This window comes from Variovorax sp. DXTD-1 (assembly GCF_003984625.1).
Classification (GTDB): domain Bacteria; phylum Pseudomonadota; class Gammaproteobacteria; order Burkholderiales; family Burkholderiaceae_C; genus Variovorax.
On the sequence record NZ_RWKH01000014.1, the window covers coordinates 23,672 to 36,999 of the forward strand.

The following is a 13,328-nucleotide window of genomic DNA, read 5'->3' on the forward strand; positions in this document are numbered from 1 at the left end:
GACGGCATGAAGCCCCTTTGTTGAACGGAGGGCCGGCTTGCGCCCTCCTGTCGAACATGCCTCGCGTCAGTCGTTCGCGTAGATATCCACGTCCTTCGTCTCGCGGATGAAGAGCATGCCGATCACCAGCGTCATTGCTGCAATGATGATCGGGTACCAGAGGCCGTTGTACATGTTGCCGGTGGTCGCCACGATCGCGAAGGCGGTGGTCGGCAGCAGGCCGCCGAACCAGCCGTTGCCGATGTGGTACGGCAGGCTCATCGAGGTGTAGCGGATGCGCGTGGGGAACAGCTCGACCAGCATGGCGGCAATGGGGCCGTACACCATGGTGACCAGCAGCACCAGCCAGAACAGCAGCGCCACGACCATCAGCTTGTTCATCTTGGCGGGGTCGGCCTTGGCCGGATAGCCCGCCACCTTGAGGTCGTCGGCCACGGCCTTCTTGAAGGCTGCGATTTCCTTGGCGGACGATTCGTCGAACTTCAGGTTGACCACGTTGCCGACCGGCGCCTCGATGGTCTTGGTGCCGATCTTGACCACGGCCTTGGAGCCGGGGGCGCCTTCGACGTTGTCGTAGCTCACCGAGTTCTGCACCAGGTAGCGCTTGGCAATGTCGCAAGAGCTCCTGAAGTCGATTTCGCGTGCCACCGGATTGCCCTGGAACGAGCACGACTTCGGATCGGCCGTCACCGTGACGCCGGCGGTCGCTTGCGCGCGGGCCAGGTCGGGGTTGGCATATTCCGTGATCATCTTGAAGACCGGGAAGTAGGTCACCACGGCCAGCAGGCAGCCCGCCATGATGATCGGCTTGCGGCCGATCTTGTCGGACAGCGTACCGAACACCACGAAGAACGGCGTGCCCAGCAGCAGCGAGGCGGCGATCATCAGGTTGGCGGTGGTGCCGTCGACCTTCAGTTGCTGCGTCAGGAAGAACAGCGCGTAGAACTGGCCCGTGTACCAGACCACGGCCTGGCCGGCGGTCAGGCCGACGAGCGCCAGGATCACGATCTTGAGGTTTTTCCATTGGCCGAACGATTCGGACAGCGGCGCCTTCGAGGTCTTGCCCTCGGCCTTCATCTTCTGGAAGGCGGGCGACTCGGAAAGCGACAGGCGGATCCACACCGAGATGCCGAGCAGTGCGATCGACACCAGGAAGGGAATGCGCCAGCCCCAGTCGCCGAACGCCTGTTCTCCGAGCCAGGTGCGCACGCCCAGGATGACCAGCAGGCTCAGGAACAGGCCGAGCGTTGCAGTGGTCTGGATCCACGAGGTGTAGGCGCCGCGCTTGCCGTGCGGCGAGTGCTCGGCCACGTAGGTGGCGGCACCGCCGTACTCGCCGCCGAGCGCAAGGCCCTGCAGCATGCGCAGCGCAATCAGGATCACCGGCGCGGCAACGCCGATGGTCGCGTAGCTGGGCAGCAGGCCGACGATGAAGGTCGACAGGCCCATGATCAGGATGGTGACCAGGAAGGTGTACTTGCGCCCGATCATGTCGCCCAGGCGGCCGAACACGATGGCGCCGAACGGCCGCACCAGGAAGCCCGCGGCAAATGCCAGAAGCGCAAAGATGAAGGCGGCGCCCGCATCGAGGCCGCTGAAGAACTGCTTCGCGATGATCGCGGCCAGCGAACCGTAAAGGTAGAAGTCGTACCACTCGAACACCGTGCCAAGGGAGGAAGCGAAGATGACCTTCTTTTCCTCCGCGGACATGGGCCGGGGGGCCGGATGCGGCATCCCCTTCGAATCCAGTGTTGCTGCCATTTGCGTCGTCTCCTGTGTATGCGTTCGTTCAGCCCCGGCAATCGGGACCGTGGGGCATTCTTGGAGGCGCGACTGACCCGAGCCTTTCGCGAAACTGAACCGACGCTTACGGATTAAGGTGAAACCCGCAGGGCTCGTTTCAGGTTGTAAGAAATCGGGAAACCACTAGTCAGTTTTTGCTGCTGCGCAGCATCGAAGGCCGCTGGTCGGCGCCGGCCCATTGCGGCCCTTCGAACCACGTGTCGCCGCCCAGGTAGGCACGCAGCATCGCAAGCCCGTCGAAGCCCCAGAACAGGCGACCGTCCACCACATAGGCGGGCGTGCCGAACACGCCGGCCTGCAGTGCTTCGTCGGTGTTGCGCTTGAGCAGGGCCTTGTTCTCGTCGCTGTTCATGTCGCGCTTGAGCTGCAGTTGCGCAGCCAGCGCGGCCAGCCGCGTGGCATCCCCGGCCTCTTCTCCGCCGCGCCACACGATGCGAAGGATCGTCTCGGCCGTGAGGCGGCTGATGCTGCCGTCCTCCGAAGTCGAGACCGCAAGCCGCAGGTGCGGGAGCGGGTTGTAGGGGTGCGACGCCGGCATCTCGATGTGGATGCCGTTCGCATGGCCGAGCCAGAGCACATGCCGGTAGGTCCAGGCACGCTTGGCTGGAATCTCCGCGGGGCCGAGCTGGCCGTGGTGCTTGAGCAGGGCGCCGAGCAGCACGGGTTTGTAGGCCACGCTGTAGCTCAGGCCTTCGAGCGCCTCTGGCAGGTGCTCGAACGCAAGGTGCGCGTAGGGCGAGATGAAGTCGAGATAAAAGTCGATGTGCTTCATGCGTGCTTGTCTCCAAATGCCTCGGGGATGCGCCAGATGCCGGCGCGCGCCCGCAACTCTATGGCACGCCACACGCCGCGCCGCGCTGCGTCGTCCATCTTGCTCCAGGCCGCAATCTCGGAAATGGTGCGCAGGCACCCTTCGCAAAAGCCGCTCTGGCGGTCCATGCGGCAAACCGAGGTGCAAGGCGAAGGCGCATCGCCCGCCGAGCGCTGTACGGCGGTGGCGCGCTCGGCCAGCAGTTCCGCAGCGTCGAAGTTCACACCACGTCCGCCACCGGCGCACCGGTGAGCTTCTCGAGGTCTTGCGGGCGCAGTTGGAACACCGCATGCGGGTGCCCGGCCGCCGCCCATATCTCCTCGAACCGGAACAGCTCGCGGTCGATCAGGACCACCGGCTTCGTCGCATGCCCTACCGGTGAGACCCCGCCGATGGTGAAGCCGGTGCGCGCCTTCACGAACTCTGCGTCGGCGCGGCCGGTCTTGCCGATGAGTGCGTCGACCTTCTTCTCGTCGACACGCTTGTCGCCCGAGGTGATGACCAGCACCGCCGCGTCGTCGCTCTTGCGCCGGAAGATGATGCTCTTGGCGATCTGCCCGACCAGGATGCCGAGCGCGTCGGCCGCCTGCTGCGCGGTGCGGCAGGCATCGTCGAGCATGCGCGGCGAATGAGGGTGGCCCGCGTCCTGCAGCACGCGCGAAACGCGCTGCACGCCTTCGGGCAGCGAATGAAGTTCAGCGCCGCACATCAGATGGCCTCCACGCTTTTAGTTGCTCTCATCAACCGGCCCTCTTGGTACGTATCGCCTTCGACGCCCGCGAATTCGGTTCGCGCCCCAGCGCCTCGCTGATGTACACGCCCGCGTCGATCAGCTTGTCCAGTTCGATGCCGGTCTCGATGCCCATGCCGTGCAGCATGTACACCACGTCTTCGGTCGCCACGTTGCCCGTCGCACCCTTGGCGTAGGGGCAGCCGCCCAGCCCGGCGGAGGACGACTGGAAGTTCCAGACTCCCAGCTCCAGCGAGGCCAGCGTGTTGACCAGCGCCTGGCCATAGGTGTCGTGGAAGTGGCCCGAGATGTGGTCCACGCCGAAATGCGCCAGCGTGGCCTCGATGGCAGCCCGCACCTTGCGCGGCGTGCCCACGCCGATGGTGTCGGCCACGTCCACGCGCTGCACGCCGATGTCCTTCATCAGCTTCGCCAGCATGCCCACGCGCTCGGGGGCAACCTCGCCTTCGTACGGGCAGCCCACCGTGCACGACATGGCGCCGCGCACGTCGATGCCCTTCTCGCGAGCCGCGGCCACCACCGGCGCAAAACGCTCGATGCTCTCGGCAATCGAGCAGTTGATGTTCTTCTGGCTGAAGGCCTCGCTCGCGGCGCCGAACACCACGATCTCGTCGGGCCACTCTTCGCGCGGCGCGGCAATGGCGGCCTCGAAGCCCTTCATATTGGGCGTGAGCACCGAGTAGCGCACGCCCGGTTTGCGCTTTATGCCATGCATCACCTCGGCGTTGTCGGCCATCTGCGGCACCCACTTGGGGCTCACGAAGCTCGTGACCTCGATCTCCTTCAGGCCGGCGTCCTGCAGGCGATGCACGAGCCCGATCTTGACTTCAGCCGAGACCGGCTGCTTCTCGTTCTGCAGTCCGTCGCGCGGACCGACGTCGACGATCTTGACCTTGGCGGGGAGTTTCATGGCGTGTCTCTGGAGTTCGCAGGAAGAAGAAAAATAGGCCGTCCGTCGATTGTCGGCCACCTGCGTCCGCCGTGCTCGGCCGGGCTGTTGCGCGGGGTTGCAATGCCCGCCACCGGCGTTGCAAATCGCGCCAGCGCAGCAACATCGCTCAATACGACTTGGGCAGGCCGAGCGCCTTTTCCGCGATGAAGTTCAGGATCATCTGCGGGCTCACCGGCGCAATGCGCGGAATGTAGCTCTCGCGCAGCAGCCGCTCGACATGGTATTCCTTCGCATAGCCCATGCCGCCCAATGTGAGGACGGCGTTCTGGCAGGCATCGTGCGCCGCTTCGGCCGCCAGGTACTTGGCGGCATTGGCCTCGATGCCGCAGGGCTCGCCCGCGTCGTACAGCGTGGCGGCCTTGAACACCATCAGGTCGGCGGCCTCGAGGTTGGCCCAGGCGCGCGCGAGCGGATGCGCCACGCCCTGGTTCTGGCCGATGGGCCGGCCGAACACGACGCGCTCCTGAGCGTACTGCGAGGCGATGCGCAATGCGGCGCGGCCAATGCCGATGGCCTCGGCCGCAATCAGGATGCGCTCGGGGTTGAGCCCGTGCAGGATGTACTCGAAGCCGCGGCCTTCCTCGCCGATGCGGTCTTCTTCCGGCACTTCGAGCCCGTCGATGAAGAGCATGTTCGAGTCGACCGCCGCGCGTCCGAGCTTGTGTATCTCGCGCACCTCGACCTTGCTGCGGTCGAGCGGCGTGTAGAACAGCGTGAGGCCTTGCGTGGGCTTCTTCACCTGGTCGACGGGCGTGGTGCGCGTGAGGATCAGCATGCGATCGGCCACCTGGGCGGTCGATATCCAGATCTTTCGGCCGTGCAGCAGATAGCTGCCGTTGGGCTGGCGCACCGCCTGCGTCTTGAGGCTGGTGGTGTCGAGCCCCGCGTCGGGCTCGGTCACGGCGAAGCAGGCCTTCTCGGTGCCGGCGATCAGCGGCGGCAAGAAGCGCTGGCGCTGCGCCTCGCTGCCGAACACCACCACGGGGTTGAGTCCGAAGATGTTCATGTGCACGGACGACGCCCCCGACATGCCCGCACCCGACGCGCTGATGGCGCGCATCATCAGCGCGGCTTCGGTAATGCCGAGGCCCGCGCCGCCCTGCGCCTCGGGCATGGCGATGCCGAGCCAACCGCTGTCGGCGACAGCGCGATGGAACTCGTGCGGGAACGCGGCCCGGTCGTCGTGGTCGCGCCAGTAGTCGGCGGGAAAGTCTTCGCAGAGGCGCTCGATGGCCGCCACCAGCGAGCGCTGGTCTTCGTTCAGGGAAAAGTTCATTCGCTGTCCTTCGTGGGTTCCGGCTGCAGCGTGACGCCGCGCGCGAGCATCCGGTCGATCTCTTCGCTTGCATAGCCGGCTTCGCGCAGCAGCTCGACACTCTGTTCGCCGATGCGCGGCGCTGGCCGGCGAATGGCGGCGGGCGTGGCGCTGTAGCGGCCGACCGGCGCGAGCGTGCGGATGCGGCCCTCGCTCGGATGGTCGAGTTCCGGAAAGAAACCGACTGCGCGCAGGTGCGGGTCGTCCAGCAGGCTCTCGGTGCTGTGCAGGCGCGCGACCGGGATGTCGGCTGCTCCGAGCACCACCATCCATTCGTCGCTGCCACGCGTGGCCATCACCTCGGCCACGAACGCGTAGACCGCACCGATATTTGCCGCGCGCGCCGTGTGCGTGCCGAACATCGGCGAGTCGCGCAGCTCGGGCCGGCCGATCACATCGAAGAAGGCCTGCCAGTGCTTGTCGTTGTAGATCAGCACGCTCAGGTAGCCATCGGCCGTGGCGTAGGGCTTGCGGTGCGGCGCGAGCAGGCGCGCATAGCCGGTCGGGCCGAGCGGCGGCTCGAAGCTGTGGCCGCCCAGATGGTCGCCCATCACGAACTGCGAGAGCGCCTCGAACATCGGCACTTCCACCGCCTGGCCCTGGCCGGTGCGCTGCGCATGCAGCACGGCAGCCAGCAGCGCGATGGCTGCCTGCAGGCCCACGGCGCGGTCGGCCAGCGTGACCGGGGCGTAGCGTGGTGCGCCGCCGCTTTGCTGCGCAAAGAGCGAGGCAACGCCGGCCGCGCCCTGGATCAGGTCGTCGTACGCGGGCTTGCCGGCATACGGGCCTTCTTCGCCGTAGCCGAACGCGCCGAGATAGACGATCTTCGGATTGGCCGCAGCCACCGCTTCGTAGCCGAGCCCGAGCCGCGCCATCGCCTGCGGCCGTGTGTTGTAGATGAGCGCATCGCAACCCGCCGCGAGCCGCAGGCAGGCCTCGCGGCCTTCGGGCTGCTTGAGGTCGAGCACGATCGAGCGCTTGTTGCGGTTGAGGTGCAGCGCCATCGCGCCCATGCCGGCGTGGCGCATCGGGCCGACCGCGCGCAGGTTGTCGCCTGAGGGCGGCTCGACCTTGACGATGTCCGCGCCCAGGTCGCCGAGCGTCTGCGTGGCGTACGGCCCCATCACCACCGCCGTGAGGTCGAGGATGCGGATGCCGTCGAGAGGTCCCGTGGTGTTCATGTCTTTGCTCCTTCCCCTTCCGGGGGAAGGTTGGGATGGGGGCAGGCAGAGCGCTCGATGGATGTGCCGCGTGCCCCCACCCCTGCCCTCTCCCAGCGGGGTAGGGAGAAATACAGATTGCTCATTCGGGTTGAATGCCGGCGGCCTGGATCAGCTTCTTCCACTTGCCCAACTCGGACACAGTGAACGCCCCCAACTCCTCCGGCGTGCTGCCGAACGCATCGAAGCCCAGCTTCGCGACGCGTTCGCGGAACACCGCGCCGTTCGCCATCTCCGCCAGCGCCTTGTTGAGCTTCAGCACAATGTCGCGCGGCGTTCCGGCCGGCGCGAACACGCCGTTCCACGAGGTGATGTCGAAGCCCTTGAGCTCGGGCGTGTCGGCCAGCGGCGGCAGCTCCGGGAAGAGCTTGGTGCGCTCCTGCGTCGTGACCGCAATCGCGCGCATCTTGCCGGCCTTCACCGTGGCAAGCCCCGCGGCAAGGTCCACCACCATCATCGACACCTGCCCGCCGATCAGGTCGGCGATGGCGGGCGGCGTGCTCTTGTAGGGCACGTGCAGCATCGGCACGCCGCTCATGCGCGACAACGTGGCGCCGCTCACGATGCCGGTGCTGTTGCCGCTCGCATAGGTCAGCTTGCCCGGGTTGGCCCGACCCCAGGCCAGCAGCTCGGCCACGCTTTTCACCGGCAGGTCGTTGTTGACCACCAGCATGAACGGCAGGTTGCCCATGCGGCTCACGGGCGCGAAGTCCTTCACCGGGTCATAGGGCAGCGACTTCATCAGGCTCGGGTTGGCCGAGTGCGTGGTGTTGGTCGTCATGAAGAGCGTGTAGCCGTCGGGCGGCGCCTTGGCCACGAACTCGGCGGCAATCACGCCGTTGGCGCCCGCGCGGTTGTCGACGATGACCGAGGTCTTCAGTGCCTCGCCCAGCATCTGCGCAGTGATGCGCGCCACCGCGTCGGTGCCGCTGCCGGCCGCGAAGGGCACGATCAGCTTGATGGGCTGCTTCGGATAGCCCTCTTGTGCAAGGGCCCACGGCACCGCGCCGGCCAGGCCCGCTGCGGCACTGATGGAAATGAAACGGCGGCGGCTTGCCACCGCGACTGTTTCTGTCGCGTTCTTCGTCTGCATGGTTTTTGTCTCCGGGTGGTTGTCGTTCAGGGCCGGATCACGCGCTCCGGCGACTCTTCATACGGCGGGCTGTAGATGACCAGCACGCGCACCGGCTCGTCGCTCACCACCGTGAAGGTGTGCATTGCATCTGCCGGAAAAAAGCAGCTGTCGCCGGGGTGCAGCTCCTGCCGTTGGCCGTCGACCTCGGCGACCGCACGGCCTTCGAGCATGTAGCAGACCTGCTCGATGCCGGGGTGGGCGTGGGGCAGCGCGCCCTTGCCTTTCTGGATATGCCCCACCAGCACCTCGAGCTGCTTCGCGCCGACGGTCTCGGGGCCGATGAGCCGCTTGTTGAGCGTGCCGGTGTGGTTGGCCGGGTGGTAGCCGGCAATCTCGCTTTCGCGGACGAAGTAGCGTGGGGAGGTCATTGGTTTTTCAGCCTTTGTGTTCGATGGCCAGGCAGGCGGCGCGCAGCATGGCGGCCACGTCGTCGATGCGGGGCTCCAGCCGGTAGCGTGGGCCCGCCACCGAGATGGCGTAGGCCTCGCCGCCGATGCGCAGCGGCCATGCAAGGCCGACCAGATCGGGAATGCTTTCGCCGAGGTTGCCGTACCAGCCGCGTACGGGCGAGCGTTCGAGCTCCTGTTCGATGGCTTCGGCGGTGATCAGCGTGGCGTCGGTCAGCGGCGCCAGCCGGGTGGCTTCGAGCAGCTTGCGGCGCGCCTCGGGCGCGAGCGTGGACAGCAGCGCGCGGCCCATCGAGTTGGCATAGGCCGGGCGGGTTTCGCCCGACTCGGCGGAGTAGCGAATGCTCTGCGGCGCGCTCAGCACTTCGAGGTAGACGACCGTGTTCGGGTCGCGGAACCTGCCGAACAGCACGGTTTCGCGCGCGCCGTCGCGCAGCTCTTCGAGGGCGGGCCGCACGCGGTCGAGCACCGGGTCGTGCGCCGCGATGATCTGCGCCATGGCGAGCAGCCGGCCGGTCGGGTAGTAGCCCTGGCGGCGGCCGGTTTCGTACATGTAGCCCTGCTCTTCGAGCGTGCGGATGAGCCCGAGGCAGCTGGACACGGGCATTTCGAGCAGGCGCGCCATTTCGGACAGCGCCAGCGGCTGCTTCTCCCGGGCGAAGAGCTCGACGATCTCGATCACGCGAAAAGCAGTTTTCACAACCATGAAGGAATTTTCGCGTATGTGAAAAACTAAAGCGTCAGGGTTTGCCCCTTGCTGCGCCTCCTTTCAGCGTAATCGTCGGTAACGCATGCCGTTCGTTGTCAGTAGCCCCGGACCGGGTCGACCACACCGCTGACCGGCAGGCCCTGCTCCATGGCCCGGATCTTTCCGGCGATCTGGGCGATGGACTCCTCGCGCAGCGTGCGCGCCGAGCCGTGCGGCGTCACCGTGATCTTCGGATGGCGCCAGAAGGCGTGGTCGGCCGGCAGCGGCTCGACCTGGAACACGTCGAGCGTGGCGCCCGCCAGCTGGCCCGCATCGAGCATCGGGATCAGGTCGTCTTCGACCAGGTGCGCGCCGCGCGCAATGCTGATGAGATAGCCGCCCGGCCGCAGCTTGCCGAGCGTGTTGCGGTTGAGAATGCCGCGCGTGGCATCGGTCAGCGGCAGCAGGTTGACCAGCACGCGTGTGGACGACAGGAACTCGTCGAACTGCGCCTCGCCGCTGAACACCTTCACGCCGTCGATGGCCTTGGGCGAACGGCTCCAGCCCAGCACCGGAAACTCGAACTGCGCCACGGCCTTGGCAACCCTCTCACCCAGCACGCCCAGGCCCATGATGCCGACCGGAAAATCGCGCCGCAGCCGCGGCTTGCGGTAGCTCCAGCGTCCTTCGCGCGCATCGGCTTCATACACGTCGAATTCGCGGAAGTGCCGGATCAGCGTGTGGCACACGTACTCGGCCATCTGCACCGACATGCCGGCATCGTCGAGCCGCACGATGCGCGTCTGCGGCGGCACCTTCAGCTTGAGCAGCGCATCCACGCCCGCGCCGATGTTGAAGAGGCCATGGAGTTGGGGTTGTTCGTCGAGCAGTTGCTGCGACGGCGCCCACACCACGGCATGGTCGGCCTGGGCGGCACCCGGCTGCCAGGTCTCGATCTGCGCTCCGGGCAACTCGGCCTTGAGGCCTTCGATCCACGGGTCGGGGCGGTTGTCGGTGAGAGAGACGATGATTTTCATGGCTCAATCTTAGAGGGGCCGTCAGAGGGGCCGCCTTGCCGGGGCCATGACCATTGGCCGCTTGTGGCGCCCCAGGGCTTCTTCTATGCTGGTGCGCGACCGCCGAAGACATCGAAACACCAGGAGACCGAAGCAATGATCAAAGTCAGCGTGATGTACCCCTACACCGAGGGCGCCCGATTCGACCACGCCTACTACCGCGACACGCACATGCCGCTTCTGAAGGCCCGCATGGGAGACGCCTGCAAGTCGTACACCATCGACAAAGGGTTGGCCGGCGGCGCACCCGGTACGCCGCCGACCTATGTCGGCATGTGCCATGTGTTCTGCGAATCGACCGAAGCTTTTCAGGCCGCCTTCGGCCCGCACGCCAAGGAAATCCTCGGCGACATCAGGAACTACACCGACATCGCGCCGGTGATGCAGATCAGCGAAGTAGTGGTGGGCTGACTCAAGCCGCTGCCGCGGCCATTCGCAACAACTCGTCGCCTTCGGCCACCTGCTCGCCGGGGGAGAACATCAGCTCTTCCACGGTGCCGTCGGCCGGCGCGGCGATGGTGTGCTCCATCTTCATGGCCTCCATCACCGCAAGCGGCTGGCCGCGGCTGACCTTGTCGCCCGCCTTGACCGCGAACGACACGACCTTGCCGGGCATCGGTGCAGTGAGCCGGCCGCCTTCGGCATGGGTGTCGCCGGCATGGGCCAGCCGGTCGATGGTAGTGATCTTCGTCGCGCCCTTCGAGGCGAACACATGGGCCGTCGCGCCGTCCAGATGCACGTCGAGAGTCTGCCGCGTGCCCGCGAACTCGACTTCGAACTCGCCCGACGGGAACTGGCCCACGACCAGCGGGCCTTGCGCGCCCCCGGCTTCGAGCCAGAGGCTGCCGTCGCGCTTGTAGGTCAGCAAGGCCGCCTGCTCGGCGCCGCGAAACTCGAAGTCGAAGTGGCGCCGGTACTCGCCCATCGCGCGCCAGCCGTCCCGCCGCTCGAACGGATCGGGTGCGCCAGCCGGACGTTCGGTGATCAGCGTGCGGGTGATGGCGGCGGCAGCGGCCAGCGGCAGGCCCAGCGCCTCGCGGTCGAACAGCACGGCGCGTTCGCGCTCGATCAGCGCGGTGTCGAGGTTCGCCTTCGAGAACGACTCGGTCGCGAGAATGCCGCGCAGGAACTGCACGTTGGTCGAAACGCCCACGATCTGCACCTGCGCCAGCGCGGCATCGAGCCGCGCCAGCGCTTCGTCGCGCGTGCTGCCGTGCACGATGAGCTTGGCGATCATCGAGTCGTAGAACGGCGAGATCTCTCCGCCCTCTCGCACGCCGTCGTCGATGCGCACGCGGCTGCGCTGGAAAGCGGTGGCCTGCGGCTTTCGGTACACGCGCAGCGTGCCGGTGGCGGGCAGAAAGTTGTTGTCGGGGTTCTCGGCGCAAATGCGCGCTTCGATCGCGTGGCCATGGACCTGCAGCTCCTGCTGCTTGGCCGGCAGCGGCTCGCCCGAGGCCACGCGCAATTGCCACTCCACCAGATCGAGGCCGGTGATGGCCTCGGTCACCGGGTGCTCGACTTGCAGGCGCGTGTTCATCTCCATGAAGAAGAAGTTCATCTCGGGTTGGCCTGCCCCCACGCTCGGCACTGACGTGTCCTCGCTGCCCCCCGTGGGGGCGCTCGCTTGCTTGGGGCGGCCCGGCGCGGCGCTCGGCTCACGCTGCTCGACGATGAACTCGACCGTGCCCGCGCCCACGTAGTTCACGGCGCGCGCCGCAGCCACGGCGGCCTCGCCCATCTGCTTGCGCATCGCCTCGGTCATGCCGGGGGCTGGCGCTTCCTCGAGCACCTTCTGGTGCCGGCGCTGCACCGAGCAGTCACGCTCGAACAGGTAGACGTAGTTGCCGTGCGTGTCGCCAAACACCTGGATCTCGATGTGCCGCGGGCGTTGCACATACTTTTCGATCAGCACCGCATCGTCGCCGAAGCTGTTGATCGCCTCGCGCTGGCACGAAGCGAGCGCCGCCGCAAAGTCTTCCGCCTTGTCGACCGCGCGCATGCCCTTGCCGCCGCCGCCCGCGCTGGCCTTGATGAGCACCGGGTAGCCGATGCGGTCGGCCTCGCGCTGCAGCAGCGCCGGCTCCTGATCATGGCCGTGGTAGCCGGGCACGAGCGGCACGCCGGCCTTTTCCATCAGCTGCTTCGACTCCGCCTTCAGGCCCATCGCCTTGATTGCCGAGGGCGGCGGGCCGATGAAGACAAGCCCTGCATCAGCGCAGGCCTGCGCGAATTCTTCGTTCTCGCTCAGGAAGCCGTAGCCGGGGTGCACCGCTTCGGCGCCCGTGGCCTTGGCGGCCTCGAGGATCTTCTGCCAGCGCAGGTAGCTGTCTTTTGGCGCGCTGCCGCCCAGGTGCACCGACTCGTCGCAGGCGCGCACGTGGTTGGCATGCGCGTCGGCATCGGAGTACACGGCCACGGTACGGATCGCCATGCGACGGGCAGTAGCCGCCACGCGGCACGCGATCTCGCCACGGTTGGCGATCAGGATCTTCTTAAACATTCGGAGTGTCTCCCGGAGGATTCTTTTTCAGTTGAAATGCAGGCGTGACGCCCGGATCGGGTCGGCCGCTGAAGATGCGGGCCACGCGGCTGAACAATGCCTTCAGAAAGCGCCAGCTCTTGCGGATGAGCCACACGCTGAGCACAAGCACCAGCACAAAAATCACCAGGAAGACCAGCGGATGCGCCACCGCCAGCCACAGGCCGGCCGGCACCATGCTGTCTTCGACCAGCGAAGCGCCCACATTGGAAAACGGCTCGGGCGATGTATTGATGGCCGCGCGCGTGGTGGCCTTGGCCGCATGTGCGGTGGCCGCAAAGCCGCCGCCGAGCAGCGCCGCAACCACGGCCATGGCACCATGGTCGGCGCCGAACACGCTGGCCGCGAGTGCCGCGCCGGCCGGAATGCGAATGGCGGTGTGCACCACATCCCAGAGCGAATCAAGACCGGGGATCTTGTCGGCGAAGAACTCGATGACCACCATGAAGCCGCTCGCCGCAATGACGACCGGATGCGCGAGCATCTGCAGCCCGCCGGGCAGCGGCACCCAACCGAAGTAGCCGGCCAGCCCGGTGAGCAGCACGACCAGGTACAGCCGCACGCCGCTGGCCCAGCCGATAGCGGCGGCCAGGGCAAGCAGTTGGGGCATGTCGAGCGCGTTCATGGC

14 protein-coding genes are annotated in these 13,328 nt (G+C 66.8%); 1 reads left to right on the forward strand and 13 read right to left on the reverse strand.

Features of this window, described 5'->3' with window-relative positions:
* Positions 1–66: 66 nt before the first annotated feature.
* From EJI00_RS14530 to EJI00_RS14580, 11 genes are all read right to left on the reverse strand, one after another.
* Positions 67–1,761, reverse strand: coding sequence for an MFS transporter (locus tag EJI00_RS14530; RefSeq protein WP_126748221.1), 1,695 nt, complete (start codon positions 1,759–1,761; stop codon positions 67–69).
* Positions 1,762–1,930: 169 nt separating this feature from the next.
* Complete coding sequence (locus EJI00_RS14535) at positions 1,931–2,575, reverse strand: 2-hydroxychromene-2-carboxylate isomerase (protein WP_126748222.1); 645 nt, start codon at positions 2,573–2,575, stop codon at positions 1,931–1,933.
* Positions 2,572–2,838, reverse strand: a complete 267-nt coding sequence (locus tag EJI00_RS14540; protein WP_126748223.1) for a DUF1289 domain-containing protein — start codon at positions 2,836–2,838, stop codon at positions 2,572–2,574. The genes EJI00_RS14535 and EJI00_RS14540 overlap by 4 nt, the downstream gene beginning before the upstream one ends.
* Complete coding sequence (locus tag EJI00_RS14545) at positions 2,835–3,323, reverse strand: YbaK/EbsC family protein (protein ID WP_126748224.1); 489 nt, start codon at positions 3,321–3,323, stop codon at positions 2,835–2,837. The genes EJI00_RS14540 and EJI00_RS14545 overlap by 4 nt, the downstream gene beginning before the upstream one ends.
* A gap of 31 nt (positions 3,324–3,354) precedes the next feature.
* Entirely contained in the window at positions 3,355–4,275 is a 921-nt protein-coding gene (locus tag EJI00_RS14550; protein ID WP_126748225.1) for a hydroxymethylglutaryl-CoA lyase, read from the reverse strand.
* A gap of 148 nt (positions 4,276–4,423) precedes the next feature.
* The gene (locus tag EJI00_RS14555) at positions 4,424–5,593 is read right to left on the reverse strand and encodes an acyl-CoA dehydrogenase family protein (RefSeq protein WP_126748226.1); all 1,170 of its coding nucleotides are present in this window, start codon (positions 5,591–5,593) and stop codon (positions 4,424–4,426) included.
* Positions 5,590–6,813, reverse strand: coding sequence for a CaiB/BaiF CoA transferase family protein (locus EJI00_RS14560; protein ID WP_126748227.1), 1,224 nt, complete (start codon positions 6,811–6,813; stop codon positions 5,590–5,592). The genes EJI00_RS14555 and EJI00_RS14560 overlap by 4 nt, the downstream gene beginning before the upstream one ends.
* 121 nt (positions 6,814–6,934) lie before the next feature.
* Positions 6,935–7,945 (reverse strand): Bug family tripartite tricarboxylate transporter substrate binding protein, encoded by a 1,011-nt coding sequence (locus tag EJI00_RS14565; protein WP_126748228.1) that lies wholly within the window; start codon positions 7,943–7,945, stop codon positions 6,935–6,937.
* A gap of 26 nt (positions 7,946–7,971) precedes the next feature.
* Complete coding sequence (locus EJI00_RS14570; RefSeq protein ID WP_126748229.1) at positions 7,972–8,355, reverse strand: cupin domain-containing protein; 384 nt, start codon at positions 8,353–8,355, stop codon at positions 7,972–7,974.
* A gap of 7 nt (positions 8,356–8,362) precedes the next feature.
* Positions 8,363–9,100, reverse strand: coding sequence for an IclR family transcriptional regulator (locus EJI00_RS14575; protein WP_126748230.1), 738 nt, complete (start codon positions 9,098–9,100; stop codon positions 8,363–8,365).
* A 98-nt stretch (positions 9,101–9,198) separates the two neighbouring features.
* Positions 9,199–10,119: a 2-hydroxyacid dehydrogenase gene (locus tag EJI00_RS14580; RefSeq protein WP_126748231.1), complete on the reverse strand. Its 921-nt coding sequence runs from the start codon at positions 10,117–10,119 to the stop codon at positions 9,199–9,201.
* Positions 10,120–10,254: 135 nt separating this feature from the next.
* Here EJI00_RS14580 and EJI00_RS14585 point away from each other — a divergent pair, with 135 nt between their 5' ends.
* Positions 10,255–10,569 (forward strand): EthD family reductase, encoded by a 315-nt coding sequence (locus EJI00_RS14585; RefSeq protein ID WP_126748232.1) that lies wholly within the window; start codon positions 10,255–10,257, stop codon positions 10,567–10,569.
* 1 nt (position 10,570) lies between these two features.
* Here the strand turns inward: EJI00_RS14585 and EJI00_RS14590 are convergent, their stop codons facing one another.
* On the reverse strand, positions 10,571–12,661 hold the full coding sequence (locus tag EJI00_RS14590; RefSeq protein WP_126748233.1) for an acetyl/propionyl/methylcrotonyl-CoA carboxylase subunit alpha: 2,091 nt from the start codon (positions 12,659–12,661) through the stop codon (positions 10,571–10,573).
* Positions 12,654–13,325, reverse strand: a complete 672-nt coding sequence (locus EJI00_RS14595; protein WP_126748234.1) for a DUF4126 domain-containing protein — start codon at positions 13,323–13,325, stop codon at positions 12,654–12,656. The genes EJI00_RS14590 and EJI00_RS14595 overlap by 8 nt, the downstream gene beginning before the upstream one ends.
* Positions 13,326–13,328 lie beyond the last annotated feature (3 nt).

Excerpts from the sequence above, each read along its gene's own strand:
- EJI00_RS14590 (WP_126748233.1), bottom strand. The coding sequence starts at position 12,661 with ATGTTTAAGAAGATCCTGATCGCCAACCGTGGCGAGATCGCGTGCCGC.
- EJI00_RS14575 (WP_126748230.1), bottom strand. The coding sequence starts at position 9,100 with ATGGTTGTGAAAACTGCTTTTCGCGTGATCGAGATCGTCGAGCTCTTC.
- EJI00_RS14570 (WP_126748229.1), bottom strand. The coding sequence starts at position 8,355 with ATGACCTCCCCACGCTACTTCGTCCGCGAAAGCGAGATTGCCGGCTAC.
- EJI00_RS14545 (WP_126748224.1), bottom strand. The coding sequence starts at position 3,323 with ATGTGCGGCGCTGAACTTCATTCGCTGCCCGAAGGCGTGCAGCGCGTT.
- EJI00_RS14565 (WP_126748228.1), bottom strand. The coding sequence starts at position 7,945 with ATGCAGACGAAGAACGCGACAGAAACAGTCGCGGTGGCAAGCCGCCGC.
- EJI00_RS14585 (WP_126748232.1), top strand. The coding sequence starts at position 10,255 with ATGATCAAAGTCAGCGTGATGTACCCCTACACCGAGGGCGCCCGATTC.
- EJI00_RS14560 (WP_126748227.1), bottom strand. The coding sequence starts at position 6,813 with ATGAACACCACGGGACCTCTCGACGGCATCCGCATCCTCGACCTCACG.
- EJI00_RS14595 (WP_126748234.1), bottom strand. The coding sequence starts at position 13,325 with ATGAACGCGCTCGACATGCCCCAACTGCTTGCCCTGGCCGCCGCTATC.
- EJI00_RS14530 (WP_126748221.1), bottom strand. The coding sequence starts at position 1,761 with ATGGCAGCAACACTGGATTCGAAGGGGATGCCGCATCCGGCCCCCCGG.
- EJI00_RS14550 (WP_126748225.1), bottom strand. The coding sequence starts at position 4,275 with ATGAAACTCCCCGCCAAGGTCAAGATCGTCGACGTCGGTCCGCGCGAC.
- EJI00_RS14555 (WP_126748226.1), bottom strand. The coding sequence starts at position 5,593 with ATGAACTTTTCCCTGAACGAAGACCAGCGCTCGCTGGTGGCGGCCATC.
- EJI00_RS14535 (WP_126748222.1), bottom strand. The coding sequence starts at position 2,575 with ATGAAGCACATCGACTTTTATCTCGACTTCATCTCGCCCTACGCGCAC.
- EJI00_RS14580 (WP_126748231.1), bottom strand. The coding sequence starts at position 10,119 with ATGAAAATCATCGTCTCTCTCACCGACAACCGCCCCGACCCGTGGATC.